Genomic DNA, 14,034 nt, shown 5'->3' with positions numbered 1-14,034 from the left:
ATGTCGTTGAATCGAGCAGGAAATTGAGCCCGGTTCTCGCGTCATCACTCCTGGACGACGACAGGGTCCGTAAGCAAGCCGTGTGCCTTGAGCAGCTGCGCGGTCTCGAACACCGGTAGCCCCATCACGCCGCTATAACTGCCCGCGATACGCTGGATAAACATCGACGCCTTGCCTTGGATGCCGTAGCCGCCTGCCTTGCCCCACGGCTCAGTGCTGGTGCAGTACGCTTGGATCTCGGTTGAACTCAGCGGTGAGAAAGTGACCGTAGTGGTACTGATGCGTTCCTCACGACGAGCACCGGCAGTCAAGGTAACAACCGTCTGCACTTGGTGTGTCTTACCCGACAGGCATTCAAGCATGTGTCTGGCGTCGTCAAGCGACGATGGCTTACCCAATACCCGTCCCTCAATAGAAACTGTTGTATCGGCAGTGAGCACAGGCTTTTGCGGCAGTTTGGCTGTTGTTATCCATTGAATCGCCCGATCGGCTTTTTCATGGGCCGTACGCAACACATAGGCTTCCGGCGACTCGCCCGGCAGTTGTGGCTCGTCATCGCCAGGCGGTGCAGGCACGATTAGGATGTCGTGTGCTACGCCCATTTGTAAAAGTATTTCGTGGCGCCTGGGGCTGGCAGAGGCAAGATAAATCGACATATTGTGTAAATAGATTATTAGAGATCATGCGTCAGGCGCAAACGATGCGCATGCTGTTGGTGCCGCCGTCGTGAGGCGTGTCGCCTCTTGTAATAATGACCCACTCGCCGGTTTGCAATAGTCCTTGTTCGACCAGTACGCGCACGGCAGTATCGCCGATTTCTTCCCAAGCAACGGCATTAGCATCGAACGGGAGCGCGTAGACGCCACGAAACATCGCTACACGGCGTTCGGTGGCTGGGTGAGAGGTATAACAGTAAATGGGCACACCCGACCGGATTCGCGACATGATAAGCGGCGTATGGCCGCTTTCCGTCAGACTGACAATGGCTTTGATGCCATGAAAGTGATTGGCGGCATACATGGCCGACAAGGCAATGGTCTCGTCGCAACGGTTAAAGGTTTCACCGATTCGGTGTTTCGACTTGGTTGTACCGGGCTCTTGTTCGGCACCCAAACAGATTCGGGCCATCGCCGCCACCGCCTCGACAGGATATTGCCCAGCGGCCGATTCGGCCGAAAGCATGACTGCATCGGTATAGTCAAGAACCGCATTGGCAACGTCGGATACTTCAGCGCGTGTTGGCAACCGGCTCGACACCATGGATTCCATCATTTGCGTTGCAGTAATGACAAGTTTATTCAGTGTGCGTGCGTGCAAAATAATGCGTTTCTGGATCCCGGCCAGCCGCGCGTCGCCTACCTCGACGCCAAGATCGCCGCGTGCGACCATGACGCCGTCACTGGCTGCAATCAGGTCATCAAGGGCGGCATCGTCTGCCACGGCTTCGGCACGTTCAATTTTGGCAATGATCCAAGCTCGGCTACCCGCAGCGTCAAGCAACTCGCGTGCCATGGTGATGTCATGTCCGTACCTGGGAAACGATACCGCGACATAATCTAGTTCGAGCTCAGCAATTGTTTTGATGTCAGCTTTGTCTTTTTCTGTGAGGCTTGGGGCAGAGATCCCGCCGCCACGGCGATTAATCCCTTTATTGTTAGATAAAACGCCGCCCTGGGTAATGGTGGTGTAAACCGCATGCTCGTCGACTCGATCGACCCGCAGCACAATACGGCCGTCGTCGAGCAGCAACTCGTCGTCTGGCCGACAGTCGCGAACCAGGCTGGGGTAGTCAATGCCCACAATGGTGTCATCGCCTTCGGTATCGGGATGCAGATTCGATAACGTAAATGTATTGCCTTCGGTCAGGTTGACCTGCTGGTTACGAAATTTGGCAATACGGATTTTTGGGCCTTGAAGGTCGCCCATAATGGCGACACGCCGTTTGTGCTTGGCTGCCAACGACCGAACCAGCTCGGTGCGTTCACGATGATCTTGCGCGCTACCATGCGAAAAATTAAGCCGGGCAACGTCCATGCCAGCCAGGATGAGTTTTTCGATGACTTCAGGAGACGAGCTGGCAGGGCCTAGTGTGGCCACAATTTTGGTACGGCGTTTCTGCATGATCGGGCACTCTGATTAGGCCCGATGGTAAGGATGATTGGTGTTGATGGCCCAAGCACGGTAGAGCTGCTCGGCCAGGACGACCCTGACCATCGGGTGAGGTAACGTCAAGGATGACAGTCGTATCAGGCTATCACACCGTTGCTTCAGTTGGCTATCCAGACCATCGGGGCCACCAATCAAAAACACGACATCCTGTCCGTCAGCACGCCACTTCTGAAGCTCGTCGGCCAGTTTCATCGTGGTCAGGTCCCGGCCATGTTCGTCAAGCGCAATAATTCGAGCGTGACTGGGCAACGCTGCGTCGATGCGTTGCGCTTCGGCTTGCATCATTTGCTGCGGTGTTTTCCCGCTGGTTCTCGGTTCGGGTTTGATTTCGCGCAGTACCAGGGTGCAATCTGCGGGCATACGCTTGGCGTAGTCTTGCCAAGCCTCTTCAACCCAACGAGGCATACGTATGCCCACTGCAGTAACAATAAGTTTCATTCAGTCGATCAAAAAGGGCAGTGGGGTTTTCATGGGGCACCAGATGGGTGTTCACGCCATGGAATGGCGTCCGGAGTATAGCGGATCGTTCTCTGGCAGCAGGGCGTCATGTTCCTGTGCACTGAGTGCGTCAACCCCGACTTGTGTGCTGGATTCGATCGGACGCATGACACGTTCAAGTATAAGCCGTTCAATGGCCGCGAGCTCCGGGCAGTGTCGATCTCTGGGGCGAGCCACATTCACGGGCAAGTCGATCCCAATGCGGCCTGTTTCAATCAGAATGATCCGGTCGGCCACTGATACGGCTTCGCTGATATCGTGTGTGACGAGAACCACAGTAAAACCCTGCCTGGTCCAGAGTTTTTCGATCAGTTGTTGCATTTCAATGCGTGTCAGGGCATCAAGCGCGCCGAGAGGTTCGTCGAGCAGCAACAGGCGTGGTTTGTGGACCAAAGCTCGGGCCAGAGCGATACGTTGGCGTTGTCCCCCAGATAGTGTTGCGGGCCAGTCTTTGGCTCGGTCTTTCAGGCCAACGGCATCCAGGGCGTCCAGCGCCGCCTGCGTGGCTTCAATGGGTAGTCCAAGACGGACATTATCGAGCACCGACTTCCAGGGCAGCAGTCGAGAATCCTGAAACATGAGCCGGACTTGACTCTGACTGGCGTCCAAGGGTTTGCCTTGGTCGTCGTTGATCGTCCCGTGCGTCGTTGCATCAAGCCCCGACAAGAGCCTTAGCAGCGTGCTTTTGCCGCATCCGCTGCGCCCGACAATCGCAACAAATTGTCCGGCAGGTATTTCAAGAGTGATGTCCCGTAGTACGCGTCGCGTGTTAAAGGTTTTCTCGATACCTTGCAGTTCAATTCCTAAGCCGTGCTCTATCGTGTTCATGTCGAAGTCCTTGAAGATGTTTGGAAAGCGGGGTGCCAGTTCAGCCAATGATGTTCCAGTCCACGCGCGAGGGTGTCAGCTGCTTTTCCAAGCAGAGCGTAGGTAAGAATGGCGAAAACGACGATATCGGTTTGTAGAAACTCGCGTGCGTTCATTGCAAGGTACCCGATCCCTGCTGTTGCAGAAATGGTTTCTGCAACGATCAGGGTCAGCCACATTAAGCCGAGTGAAAAGCGGATACCCACCAGGATAGATGGCAGAGCCCCTGGCAAAATGGCGTGTCTGAACAGTTGCCACCCAGATAGACCATAACTGCGCGACATTTCTATCAAGTTTGGATCGACCTGACGGATACCATGGTAGGTGTTGATATAGACTGGGAATAGTGTTCCCAGTGCTACCAGAAAAATCTTGGCACTTTCATCAATACCGAACCAGATGATGACAAGGGGAATCAGAGCCAGGTGAGGTATGTTGCGAATCATTTGCATTGAACTGTCAAACAACAGTTCGTTGAAGCGCGACACGCCCGTCAAAATACCCATTAGCAAACCCAGGCTGGCGCCGATAGCAAACCCCGCCAGTGCGCGGCCTGTGCTGACAAGCATATGGTTCCATAACTCACCAGAGGCACTGAGGTCCCAACCCGCTTTTAAGACTTCTGTGGGGGCTGGCAAGAGATGTGTCCCGATCAGGCCTGTTGTTACTGCGGTTTCCCAAAGGACCAGTAACATGACCGGTAGAACCCAGGGCAGGATGGGGGTGAGCCACGATCGATCGAAGGGTGTAGTCTTTGTCATGATTCATAGCCCCGCCAGACGCCATTGATTTAGGTCTACAGGCTGACGAATCAGTTTCTCGTTGAGTAAAAATTGATTGACGTCTTTTACACCCTCGAGACCTATGGCAGGATATGCGTCGTAGGCAAACTGCGAGATTGGGTGCGACGCCCGGACTACTTCTTCCGTAAAGCCGCTCGCCTTGGCGTGGAATGCATAATACGCATCGGGGTTCTTTCGAATTTCGTCCAGTGCAGATTGTCTGGCGCGAAGTAGCGCGGCAGCAAGTTCTGGTACCCGGTTGAGTGCTTCATCCGACGCTGTGATCAATGATGAGCCGGTCAAGTCTGGATGCCGGCTTGCCTGATCGAGTACAGGAAAGCCTCGTGCAGCGAGTAACGGACCCATGCCGATAGGCGCAGCAAACGCCGCTACGGCTTTTTTCTCAAGCGCAGGCCCGCCATCACGGGGCAGCATATAAACGATCTTTGTCGACTTGAGAATGCCTGCGCCCTTGAGCAGACCAATGACATATCGGTGCATGTAGGACCCCAGCGCGACAGCGACCACTTGTCCTTCGAGCGCCTTGATACTCGTGACGCCGCCTTGCGGAGTGAGTAACCAGACGTCCATTCCGATCTGATCAAAGCCGATTAGCTTGTTCTTGAGCCCCCGCGAGCGCGCAACCAGGGAAGGGGTGTCGCCATAAATGCCGACGTCCACTGATCCTGCCAGGAAAGCTTCATTCAGATCGGGGCCGTTGGCAAATGTGTGTGTGGTGACTGAACGGTAGCCCAAAGGTTCTATTTCACGTACCAAGTGCCCTTTGGTCAGTGCCCAGCCGCTCACGTTTACCAACTCGGGTGATGGGCCGATATATCCGATTCGCAAAGTAGTTTCTTTTGCTTGGCCAATGCTGAGTCCTGGAACCGCCAAGCTGGCGCCTGCCGCCAGTGCCATCTGAAGGAATGTTCGTCGGCTTCTTAGTTGGTTATCTATTTTGGTCATGTCAATGTGCTCGTAGTAGTAATTCAAAGCTGTGGTCGCGTGCCGCCGTGGATGTTTGCCCTTTGCTCCAGCCAATGGACTTTTTGTAGCTGCCCATTAGCGACTTGAGCTTTTCGTCCTGCGCGTTGACATGGACGGGCTCATCGGCGACAGGTGCGACGTACAAGGCGTCTTCAGGACAATACAGTTCGCACATGAAGCATGTTTGGCAGTCGTTTTGTCGCGCGATACGCGGGGCTTCGTCCTTAACAATCTCAAAGACGTTGGTGGGGCAGACCTGAACGCAAATATTGCAAGCGGTGCAACGTTCTGCGCTGACGATTTCAATCATGTTGTCTCCAGTTCAGCAGGGGGTTGAATGTGGGTTGGCGTTGCGGCCGGGTCGACATGACGATCGACAACCTGTTTTCGGTCGACCCAAAGCTGATGTAGCCCGCCGCAAATAACCCGATGACGTTGCAGCGGGTCAAGTCGGACGTAGTCCCTGCGTCGGTGCATGCCTCGGGTTTCCTGGCGTGACAGTGCGCTTTGATACATCCATCGCGCCGTGGCCAACATGGCTGCGGCCTCGCGGGCTTTAACCAGGTCGGATGCGCTGCCCTGCGGGCTTCCATTTGAAATCTGCGCCCAGAGTGCATCAAGTCGTGTGAGTGATTCGCTCAGTTCGCTACCTTCACGCGCCCAGTTCCGCGCATAAGGGAACACTTCGTCCTGCGTCCGTTTGATGACGTCTTGTGCTGACCAGACGTGGTGATTATTGTGTGGCAGGCCAGCGTGACCGGCGCGCCATAACGATTCCTTGCCGGTTTGAGGTGACTGCTTGCTGAAGTCGGCCGCTCCCGCGCCAGCCCAGAAACCGGATGACAACGCCCACGCCGCATTATGACTACCACCTCCGGTAAAGCCTCCGCAGATCAACTCACGCGTTGCAGCGTCACCGGCAGCGTAGAGCCCTGCGACGTTAGTGGCACACTCCTTTGACAGAATGTTCAGGCCGCCGGTGCCGCGAACTGTGCCCTCCAGGCGCAGCGAGACAGGGAAAAAATCTGTGAATGGATTGATTCCGCGCCGATCAAAGGAGACAAAGAAATTCGGTTGGGCCGTACGCATCCAGGTGCGAATCTGCGCATCTGCCCGGTCCAGGCGAGCGAAGACCGGCTGAGTTTGAAGCGTTTGGGCGATCTTGCCGCGCCCGCGCGCTGAGCCCGCACCTTCAATTAGGGTGCCATCTTCGTTGTAGAAGTTAGCCCAGTTATAGAACAGGGACTTGGTGACGGATGAGAATGCAGGTCCCAGCCCGTAAGCGTTCGAAAACTCCATGCCCGACAACTCGGCGCCGGCTTCGGCCGCCATCAACAGCCCATCACCGGTTAGGACATTGCAGCCCAGCGCCCGGCTCAGAAATGCGCACCCTCCGGTTGCGATGACAACCGATTGGGAACGGATGCTCCAGGTATCACCGTTCATACGGTTGATCCCAGTTGCGCCGCCAACTGAACCATCCGCGTGTATCAGCAGCTCGAGTGCGGGATGATGGTCGAGAATCCGGACCCCGTGGGCCTTGGCCTGTTTACGCATCAGGCGCATGTATTCGGGGCCTTGAAGCGATGTCCGTTGAGACTCTCCGAGTTCGTCGACGGGAAAGGGATAGCCCCAATCGGCCAACTGGTGAATGTTCAGCCAAGTCTGTTCAAGAACTCGGTCCATCCACTCATACTCGGCCAGTTTGCCGCCCATTTCGTATCGGCTGGCTTTGGCCTGTTCACGCAGCGTTGTGTCGGGCTTTACATACCACACACCCGTACCTGATGGTGCTGTGGCGCCGGATGTGCCGCAGAATCCTTTGTCGACGAGGATGACACTGCAACCTTTTGTTGCGGCGCTGATAGCGGCCCAGGTACCTGCGGGGCCCCCGCCAATGATCAGTACGTTGGTGTCATAAGTGCGCTGTACGCCACCGGTAAAAGGCGTCAGCTTTCTGGCGTGAGGTGCGTTCATGGAGCCTCCTGATAATCATGCTTGATTGCCTGATCATTCTAGGAAGGAGACTCCAGATCGAGAACGAAGAATTATCTTTAACGTTATAAGGAGCGGGCCAATATGCTTATGTGCGCGCTCTAATTATTCTTCGTCTTCATCAAATGATTGGTCATTATCGGTGGGGTAGTCAGAATGCCCCATCGATTGCGCCAACAGTTTGACTTTGACCGGTTTGCCGCCCCACACTTCTTCGAGGTTGTAATAGCGCCGGATCTCGGGCTGCATGCAGTGGATAACGATATCGCCCAGGTCGAGCAGCACCCATTCGCCGGTCTCCTGACCTTCGAAAGCAACGATAGGAATTTTTTGCGCACGTGCAGCGTCAGCGACGCTGTTTGCAAGTGCGCGGGTTTGCCGGTTAGATGTGCCGCTGGCGATGATGACGCGGTCAAACATGCTGGTGATGTCGGTGGTGTTGAAGACTTTGATGTCTTGTGCCTTGACGTCTTCCAGGGCATCGATGACGAGGCGTTGTAATTTTTGTAGATTCATGTGCAGTAGATATGAGGGTTGACGATAGCGGTATCGTCACGATTGATAGAGGCGGTGTTGTTTTATATATTGTTCAACGGCGGGGTCTACAAATGCATCAATAGCCGTTTCAGAAACTATGGCGTTGCGGATGGCTGTTGCTGAAACAGACATGGGCTCGAAGGTCAGTTCGATAATCGGCTTCTTCAGGGCGTCGAGGAGGTACTGCAACGGAGCGGGCGCCTCGAGGGCCGTGCCTGGTCGATTTGCCACCACCAGGTGTACATAGATCAGGATATCTTCCCACCGGTGCCAAGAGCAAAAATTGGCCAGTTGGTCGGTGCCCAGCACCCAAAAATACTGGGCATCGCGAGGCAGGCTTTCGAGCGTGTCGATGGTATAGGTTTTCCCTCCGCGCTCGATTTCTATGGGGTTGACGACAAGTTTGGGCTGCGCTCGTATGGCCAGCTCGAGCATGTCGCAACGTTGACGGGCCGTCGCTTTAAGCGGTGCCCGTTGCCACGGGTCTGCCGCAGGGATTAACTGGACTTCATCCAGCAGAAGGCTGTCGCGGGCGGTCGCGGCCAGGGCAATGTGCGCCCTGTGTACCGGGTCGAAGCTGCCACCGAGAAGTCCAATTTTTTTTAGAGCCATTCGCGTGGTTTAAGGTAGGGCGCCAATGCAGCCTCGGGTGTTCCGGGCTCGGGCGCCCAGTTGTAGCGCCAGGTTGCCAACGGCGGCATCGACAACAAAATGGATTCAGTTCTACCCCCCGACTGTAAACCAAACAAGGTGCCGCGGTCGAATACCAGGTTGAATTCTACATATCGGCCTCGACGGTAGGCCTGAAAATCACGTTCGCGCTCGCCGTATTCCAGGTGTCTGCGTTTTTCGACAATTGGCATGTAGGCATCAAGAAAGCAGTTGCCTACCGATTGCACCAGTGCAAAGCTCTGGTCGAAACCGGCTTCGTTCAGGTCGTCGAAGAAAATGCCGCCCACCCCGCGGGTTTCATTGCGATGCTTTAAATAAAAATACTGGTCGCACCACGTTTTGTAGGCAGGGTATTTGTCGTCACCGAAAGGTTTGAGGGCGTCGGCACACACCTGGTGAAAATGCCGGGCGTCTTCTTCGAAAGGGTAGTAGGGCGTCAGATCGAGCCCGCCGCCAAACCAGAAGACGTCATCGCCTTGACTGTTTTCAGGGGCCCGCGCCACAAACATCCGCACATTCATGTGAGTGGTCGGAATATACGGGTTGCGGGGATGCAAAACCATAGAAACGCCCATGGCTTCCCAGGCACGCCCGGCTAGTTCGGGCCGGTGTGCGCTAGCCGAGGGAGGGAGTGTTTTACCTTGAACGTGGCTGAACAAGACGCCCGCACGCTCGAGCAAGGGGCCGCCTTCCAGGAGTCGTGACAAACCGCCGCCGCCTTCCTCACGGGTCCAGCTGTCGGATTGAAACGGCGTACCATCTGCCGCCTCGAGGGCGGCGACAATACGCGATTGCAAGTCGATGAAGTAATCGTAGGCGGTAGAAACAGGAACGACCATAAAAATTGACCTTGATGATAAGGTTTGCCCGCCGCATTGAATGCAGCGGGCTGCAGCCGGTTATTCGGCTTCGCGGGGCAGGGCGCGCCAACCGATGTCGGAACGGTATTGCCGCCCGTCGAATTGCACGTGGTGTACGGCCTGATAAGCGGCCTCTTGGGCGCGTTTTACCGATTCGCCCAGCGCGGTGACGCACAGCACGCGCCCACCGGTGGTTTTAAGCGTGCCGTTGTCGAGCGCGGTGCCGGCATGGAATACGCGACAGGTATCGGTATTTTGCGGCAGGTTGCTGATGACGTCGCCCGTGCGCGGTGTCGCAGGGTAGTTGTGCGCAGCGACAACAACGCCCAACGCGGTGCGGCGGTCCCACTCGATGACGGCTTCTTCAAGGCTGCCATTGACGGCATGTTCGAACACGGTGGCCAGATCGCTTTTGATGCGCATCATGATGGGCTGGGTTTCGGGGTCGCCCATGCGGCAGTTGTATTCGAGCACCTTGATGGGACGTGTCGCATCAGGCCCGTCGCCGATCATGAGGCCGGCATATAAAAAGCCGGTGTAGGGAATGCCGTCTTTAGCCATGCCCTGCAGGGTAGGCTGAATGACTTCACGCATGATCCGGTTATGCAACGCCGGCGTGACGATAGGCGCAGGAGAATACGCACCCATGCCGCCGGTGTTGGGGCCCTGATCGTTATCGAGCAAGCGCTTGTGATCTTGGCTGGTAGCCATGGCCAACACTTGCTGGTCGTCGCACATCACCATAAAGCTGGCTTCTTCGCCCACCAGGCACTCTTCAATGACGACGCGTGCACCGGCCTCGCCCAGGGTGCCGCCACCCAACATGTTGTCTATGGCATCCAGCGCTTCTTGCACGGTTTCGGCAACAACAACGCCTTTGCCGGCAGCCAGGCCGTCGGCCTTGACAACGATGGGCGCACCTTGCGCTTCGATGTAGGCTTTGGCTTTGGCCGGATCAGTAAATGTTTGATAGGCAGCCGTCGGGATGTGATGACGCATCATGAAGGCTTTGGCGTAATCTTTTGAGCTTTCGAGTTGTGCTGCTTGGCGCGTCGGCCCGAAAATTTTCAGACCGGCAGCGCGGAACGCGTCGACAATACCCGCCGCCAGCGGTGCTTCGGGCCCGACCACTGTATAGGCAATGGCTTCGCGTTTGGCAAAGTCCACCAGGGCGCTGTGGTCGGTCAGGGCAATGTTTTCGAGCAGCTCGGTGGTAGCCGTGCCGCCATTACCCGGCGCGACAAATACCTTTTCTACGCGTTCGGACTGTGCCAAGCGCCAGGCGATGGCGTGTTCGCGGCCACCACCGCCAATGACTAGAAGTTTCATAGTTTTAATTTGACCGGAAGTTAATCAGTTTCGTTGAAGACGGCTGTGGTGTAGACCTGTTGAACATCGTCCAGACCCTCGAGCATGTCGATCATTTTTTGCATTTTCTCGGCGTCATCCCCTGTCAGTTCGGTCTCGTTCAGGGGCTTCATGACGATTTCTTCGAGTTCTGGGGACAGGCCGGCATCGGTGAAGGCCGTTTTGACGGCCGCGTAGACGGCAGGTTCGCAGGTGACTTCGATCATGCCGTCGTCATCGGTTTCGATGTCCTCGGCGCCCGCTTCAAGCGCGGCCTCCATGACTTTTTCTTCGGAGGTGCCGGGGGCGAATAAAAATTGCCCGCAGTGCTTGAACTGGAAAGCCACAGAGCCTTCGACGCCCAAATTGCCGCCATTTTTCGATAAGGCGTGACGCACTTCGGCGACAGTACGCATGCGGTTGTCGGTCATGCAGTCGATGATGACAGCCGCGCCGCCAACCCCGTAGCCTTCGTAGCGGATTTCCTCGTAGTTGGAGTCGTCTCCGCCGCCTGTGCCCCGGGTAATGGCCCGCACGATATTGTCTTTGGGCATGTTGGCCGCTGTGGCTTTGTCCCAGGCCAAACGCAAACGCGGGTTGGCGTCGGGGTCGGGGCCGCCGGCGCGCGCCGCAACGGTGATCTCGCGGATGATTTTTGTCCAGATTTTGCCCCGTTTGGCGTCTTGACGCCCTTTACGGTGCTGAATATTTGCCCATTTACTGTGTCCGGCCATATGCGTGATCTGTGGTTCGTCTGAATAAAGATTATGATTTTAACGCGTTCAAACAACTCTCAAGGTAACCCTCATGGCTGATCCTATAGTTCTGGGCAAAAATGCCGCAACCGAGGTGCGGTTGCTACCCGCATTGGCCAACCGTCACGGCTGCATTACGGGGGCTACCGGTACCGGTAAAACCGTTACGTTGCAGGTCATGGCGCAGGCTTTTTCGCAAGCTGGGGTGCCGGTATTCCTGGCCGATGTCAAAGGCGATCTCAGTGGTATTTCGCAGGCGGCACAATCTAACCCCAAACTTCAAGAGCGCTTGAGCCGCTTGGGTTTGCCTGAACCGGTGTGGGGTGGTTGCCCGGTTACGTTTTGGGATGTCTTCGGTGAAAAAGGGCATCCGGTTCGCGCCACGGTATCTGATATGGGGCCGCTTTTGCTGGCCCGCATGCTCGAACTTAACGATACCCAAGAAGGCATCCTGAATCTGGTGTTCAAGGTGGCTGATGACGAAGGGCAGTTACTGCTCGACTTGAAAGACTTGCGCGCTATGCTGCAGAACGTCGCCGACCGAGCGGCCGAAATCCGTACCCGCTACGGTAATGTGTCTGCAGCTTCTGTCGGTGCAATTCAGCGCAGCCTGTTGCGACTCGAGTCTCAGGGCGCCGAGCGGTTCTTTGGCGAGCCTATGCTCGATATACACGATCTGATCCGCGTTAACGAAAAGGGCCAAGGCGTTGTCAATATTCTGGCGGCCGATCGCCTGATGCAATCGCCGCGACTGTACGGCGTGTTCTTGCTATGGATGCTGGCCGAGCTTTACGAAACCTTGCCCGAAGTCGGCGACCTTGAGAAACCCAAATTTGTGTTTTTCTTTGATGAGGCCCATTTGTTGTTTTCCGATGCGCCCCGTGCGCTTGTCGAGAAAATCGAACAGGTTGCACGCTTGGTGCGCTCAAAGGCCGTGGGGGTCTATTTTGTGACGCAGAACCCGCTGGATATTCCAGAAACCATATTGGGACAGCTGGGTAATCGAGTGCAACATGCTTTGCGCGCATTTACACCGCGCGACCAGAAGGCGGTTCGGTCGGCGGCACAAACTATGCGGACGAACCCTGCGCTCGATATCGAGGCGGCCATTACTGAGTTGGGGGTGGGCGAGGCGCTGGTGTCGGTGCTCGACGAGAAAGGCCGCCCCACCGTGACTGAACGTGTCTGGATGGTCGCGCCCGGAAGTCGCATTGGTCCGGCCACTGACGCCGAGCGCGCAGCTATTCAGGCGGCATCATTGCTAGGGGGCAAGTATGACAAGGCCGTCGATCGTGAGTCGGCCTACGAAGTACTGCTTGAACGCACTAATCAGGGCGTCGCCGATGCTGTCGCTGAAAAAAATGGCGCAGGCGGGCAAGACAGCGGTGTTGTTGGTGCGGTCAGCGACTTTTTGTTTGGCAGCACCGGCCCGCGTGGTGGCCGTCGAGATGGCGTGGTGCAGTCGGTGGCCAAAAGCATGGTCAGGCGAGCCGCCACGCAGTTGCTGCGCGGCGTGCTGGGCTCGCTGACCGGACGTCGTTAGTCTTCCAGGTGATAACGCTGCACGCGCTCGACTTCGTTTTTAGAGCCCAAAATGACACCGATGCGCTGGTGTAGCCCGTCGGGGATGGCGTCAAGAATGCGCTGGTCACCGTCAATTGCAGCGCCACCGGCTTGTTCGACCAGAAAGCTCATGGGGTTGGCTTCGTACATCAGGCGAAGCTTGCCTTTTTTGCCTGATGCGCGTGCGTCTCGCGGGTACATAAAAATGCCGCCGCGCGTCATGATGCGGTGAACATCGGCCACCATCGAGGCGATCCAGCGCATGTTGTAGTCTTTGCCCAAGGGGCCGGTTTTACCGGCAAGGCAGTCGTCGATGTAACGTTTGACCGGCGGTTCCCAGTGGCGCATGTTCGACATATTGATTGCGAATTCGGCGGTGTCTTCAGGGATGCGCATGCTTTCTGATGTCAGCACCCACGACCCCATTTCACGGTCGAGCGTGAAGCCTACGACGCCGGTACCCACCGTAAGCACCAGCATGCTTTGTGGGCCATATACGGCGTAACCAGCAGCTACCTGGCGGCTGCCTGGCTGCAAGAAGTCTTTTTCTTCAATGTCGCGGCCGGCCGCATCGGCGGGCGCCTGCAGCACCGAGAAAATTGTCCCGATAGATACGTTGACGTCGATGTTTGACGAACCGTCGAGGGGATCGAACAACAGGAGGTATTCGCCTTTGGGGTAACGGTGCGGAATTCGGTGGATGGTCTCCATCTCTTCCGAGGCCATGGCGGCCAAATGGCCGCCCCATTCGTTGGCTTCGAGCAGAATTTCGTTCGACATGACATCGAGTTTCTTTTGGACTTCGCCTTGGACGTTTTCGCTTTCAAGGCTGCCAAGGACACCACCCAATGCGCCTTTACCAACAGCATGGCTAATGGCTTTGCAAGCGCGGGCAACCGTTTCGATCAGGAGGCGAACCTCTGCGGATACGGCGCCTTTAAGGCGTTGTTGTTCGACCAGGTACTGGGTCAGGGTTTTGCGTTTCACAGCGTGCTCCTGTGT

The 14,034-nt window shown here is 56.3% G+C and carries 15 protein-coding genes; 1 reads left to right on the top strand and 14 read right to left on the bottom strand.

Annotated features, from left to right (window positions below; genetic code table 11):
• Window positions 1-44: 44 nt before the first annotated feature.
• The 13 genes from PuT2_RS12725 to PuT2_RS12665 all read right to left on the bottom strand — a co-directional run bounded on the left by PuT2_RS12725 (window position 45) and on the right by PuT2_RS12665 (window position 11,448).
• Window positions 45-656, bottom strand: coding sequence for a nucleoside triphosphate pyrophosphatase (locus tag PuT2_RS12725; RefSeq protein WP_093971359.1), 612 nt, complete (start codon window positions 654-656; stop codon window positions 45-47).
• Window positions 657-687: 31 nt separating this feature from the next.
• Window positions 688-2,121, bottom strand: coding sequence for a pyruvate kinase (gene pyk / locus PuT2_RS12720; protein ID WP_093971358.1), 1,434 nt, complete (start codon window positions 2,119-2,121; stop codon window positions 688-690).
• Window positions 2,122-2,136: 15 nt separating this feature from the next.
• Complete coding sequence (gene rlmH / locus PuT2_RS12715) at window positions 2,137-2,607, bottom strand: 23S rRNA (pseudouridine(1915)-N(3))-methyltransferase RlmH (protein WP_093971357.1); 471 nt, start codon at window positions 2,605-2,607, stop codon at window positions 2,137-2,139.
• Window positions 2,608-2,658: 51 nt separating this feature from the next.
• Complete coding sequence (locus PuT2_RS12710; protein WP_093971356.1) at window positions 2,659-3,495, bottom strand: ATP-binding cassette domain-containing protein; 837 nt, start codon at window positions 3,493-3,495, stop codon at window positions 2,659-2,661.
• The gene (gene ssuC, locus PuT2_RS12705) at window positions 3,492-4,295 is read right to left on the bottom strand and encodes an aliphatic sulfonate ABC transporter permease SsuC (RefSeq protein WP_093971355.1); all 804 of its coding nucleotides are present in this window, start codon (window positions 4,293-4,295) and stop codon (window positions 3,492-3,494) included. Before ssuC ends, PuT2_RS12710 begins: the two co-directional genes overlap by 4 nt.
• Before the next feature lie 3 nt (window positions 4,296-4,298).
• Window positions 4,299-5,282: an ABC transporter substrate-binding protein gene (locus PuT2_RS12700; RefSeq protein WP_093971354.1), complete on the bottom strand. Its 984-nt coding sequence runs from the start codon at window positions 5,280-5,282 to the stop codon at window positions 4,299-4,301.
• 1 nt (window position 5,283) lies between these two features.
• Window positions 5,284-5,613 (bottom strand): 4Fe-4S binding protein, encoded by a 330-nt coding sequence (locus tag PuT2_RS12695; protein ID WP_093971353.1) that lies wholly within the window; start codon window positions 5,611-5,613, stop codon window positions 5,284-5,286.
• Window positions 5,610-7,280 carry an FAD-dependent oxidoreductase gene (locus PuT2_RS12690; protein ID WP_093971352.1) on the bottom strand — a complete coding sequence of 557 codons (1,671 nt, stop codon included), beginning with the start codon at window positions 7,278-7,280 and terminating at the stop codon, window positions 5,610-5,612. Before PuT2_RS12690 ends, PuT2_RS12695 begins: the two co-directional genes overlap by 4 nt.
• A 123-nt stretch (window positions 7,281-7,403) precedes the next feature.
• The gene (gene rsfS, locus PuT2_RS12685; protein ID WP_093971351.1) at window positions 7,404-7,814 is read right to left on the bottom strand and encodes a ribosome silencing factor; all 411 of its coding nucleotides are present in this window, start codon (window positions 7,812-7,814) and stop codon (window positions 7,404-7,406) included.
• A 36-nt stretch (window positions 7,815-7,850) separates the two neighbouring features.
• A complete protein-coding gene (gene nadD, locus PuT2_RS12680) occupies window positions 7,851-8,447 on the bottom strand; it encodes a nicotinate (nicotinamide) nucleotide adenylyltransferase (RefSeq protein ID WP_093971350.1) in 597 nt (198 codons plus the stop codon).
• On the bottom strand, window positions 8,438-9,346 hold the full coding sequence (gene hemF, locus PuT2_RS12675; protein WP_093971349.1) for an oxygen-dependent coproporphyrinogen oxidase: 909 nt from the start codon (window positions 9,344-9,346) through the stop codon (window positions 8,438-8,440). The genes nadD and hemF overlap by 10 nt, the downstream gene beginning before the upstream one ends.
• Before the next feature lie 60 nt (window positions 9,347-9,406).
• The gene (gene purD, locus PuT2_RS12670; RefSeq protein ID WP_093971348.1) at window positions 9,407-10,696 is read right to left on the bottom strand and encodes a phosphoribosylamine--glycine ligase; all 1,290 of its coding nucleotides are present in this window, start codon (window positions 10,694-10,696) and stop codon (window positions 9,407-9,409) included.
• A gap of 20 nt (window positions 10,697-10,716) precedes the next feature.
• Window positions 10,717-11,448 (bottom strand): YebC/PmpR family DNA-binding transcriptional regulator, encoded by a 732-nt coding sequence (locus PuT2_RS12665; protein ID WP_093971347.1) that lies wholly within the window; start codon window positions 11,446-11,448, stop codon window positions 10,717-10,719.
• Window positions 11,449-11,521: 73 nt separating this feature from the next.
• Between PuT2_RS12665 and PuT2_RS12660 the strand changes: the two genes are divergently transcribed.
• Window positions 11,522-13,012, top strand: a complete 1,491-nt coding sequence (locus PuT2_RS12660; protein WP_093971346.1) for a helicase HerA-like C-terminal domain-containing protein — start codon at window positions 11,522-11,524, stop codon at window positions 13,010-13,012.
• On the opposite strand, the gene PuT2_RS12655 is transcribed toward PuT2_RS12660, so the two are convergent.
• The gene (locus tag PuT2_RS12655; RefSeq protein ID WP_093971345.1) at window positions 13,009-14,019 is read right to left on the bottom strand and encodes a class 1 fructose-bisphosphatase; all 1,011 of its coding nucleotides are present in this window, start codon (window positions 14,017-14,019) and stop codon (window positions 13,009-13,011) included. The two genes, PuT2_RS12660 and PuT2_RS12655, sit on opposite strands and share 4 nt — an antisense overlap.
• Window positions 14,020-14,034: the final 15 nt, after the last annotated feature.

Source organism: Pusillimonas sp. T2 (assembly GCF_002236805.1).
Taxonomy (GTDB): Bacteria; Pseudomonadota; Gammaproteobacteria; order Burkholderiales; family Burkholderiaceae_B; genus Neopusillimonas.
The sequence above is the reverse complement of the archived record's forward strand: the minus strand, read 5'-3'. Positions and strand labels throughout refer to the sequence as shown.

Bases quoted from the DNA above. Each gene is read 5' to 3' on its own strand.
- rsfS (WP_093971351.1), bottom strand. From the start codon at position 7,814: ATGAATCTACAAAAATTACAACGCCTCGTCATCGATGCCCTGGAAGAC.
- pyk (WP_093971358.1), bottom strand. From the start codon at position 2,121: ATGCAGAAACGCCGTACCAAAATTGTGGCCACACTAGGCCCTGCCAGC.
- PuT2_RS12660 (WP_093971346.1), top strand. From the start codon at position 11,522: ATGGCTGATCCTATAGTTCTGGGCAAAAATGCCGCAACCGAGGTGCGG.
- hemF (WP_093971349.1), bottom strand. From the start codon at position 9,346: ATGGTCGTTCCTGTTTCTACCGCCTACGATTACTTCATCGACTTGCAA.
- PuT2_RS12725 (WP_093971359.1), bottom strand. From the start codon at position 656: ATGTCGATTTATCTTGCCTCTGCCAGCCCCAGGCGCCACGAAATACTT.
- PuT2_RS12710 (WP_093971356.1), bottom strand. From the start codon at position 3,495: ATGAACACGATAGAGCACGGCTTAGGAATTGAACTGCAAGGTATCGAG.
- rlmH (WP_093971357.1), bottom strand. From the start codon at position 2,607: ATGAAACTTATTGTTACTGCAGTGGGCATACGTATGCCTCGTTGGGTT.
- PuT2_RS12700 (WP_093971354.1), bottom strand. From the start codon at position 5,282: ATGACCAAAATAGATAACCAACTAAGAAGCCGACGAACATTCCTTCAG.
- PuT2_RS12695 (WP_093971353.1), bottom strand. From the start codon at position 5,613: ATGATTGAAATCGTCAGCGCAGAACGTTGCACCGCTTGCAATATTTGC.
- PuT2_RS12690 (WP_093971352.1), bottom strand. From the start codon at position 7,280: ATGAACGCACCTCACGCCAGAAAGCTGACGCCTTTTACCGGTGGCGTA.
- nadD (WP_093971350.1), bottom strand. From the start codon at position 8,447: ATGGCTCTAAAAAAAATTGGACTTCTCGGTGGCAGCTTCGACCCGGTA.
- ssuC (WP_093971355.1), bottom strand. From the start codon at position 4,295: ATGACAAAGACTACACCCTTCGATCGATCGTGGCTCACCCCCATCCTG.
- purD (WP_093971348.1), bottom strand. From the start codon at position 10,696: ATGAAACTTCTAGTCATTGGCGGTGGTGGCCGCGAACACGCCATCGCC.
- PuT2_RS12665 (WP_093971347.1), bottom strand. From the start codon at position 11,448: ATGGCCGGACACAGTAAATGGGCAAATATTCAGCACCGTAAAGGGCGT.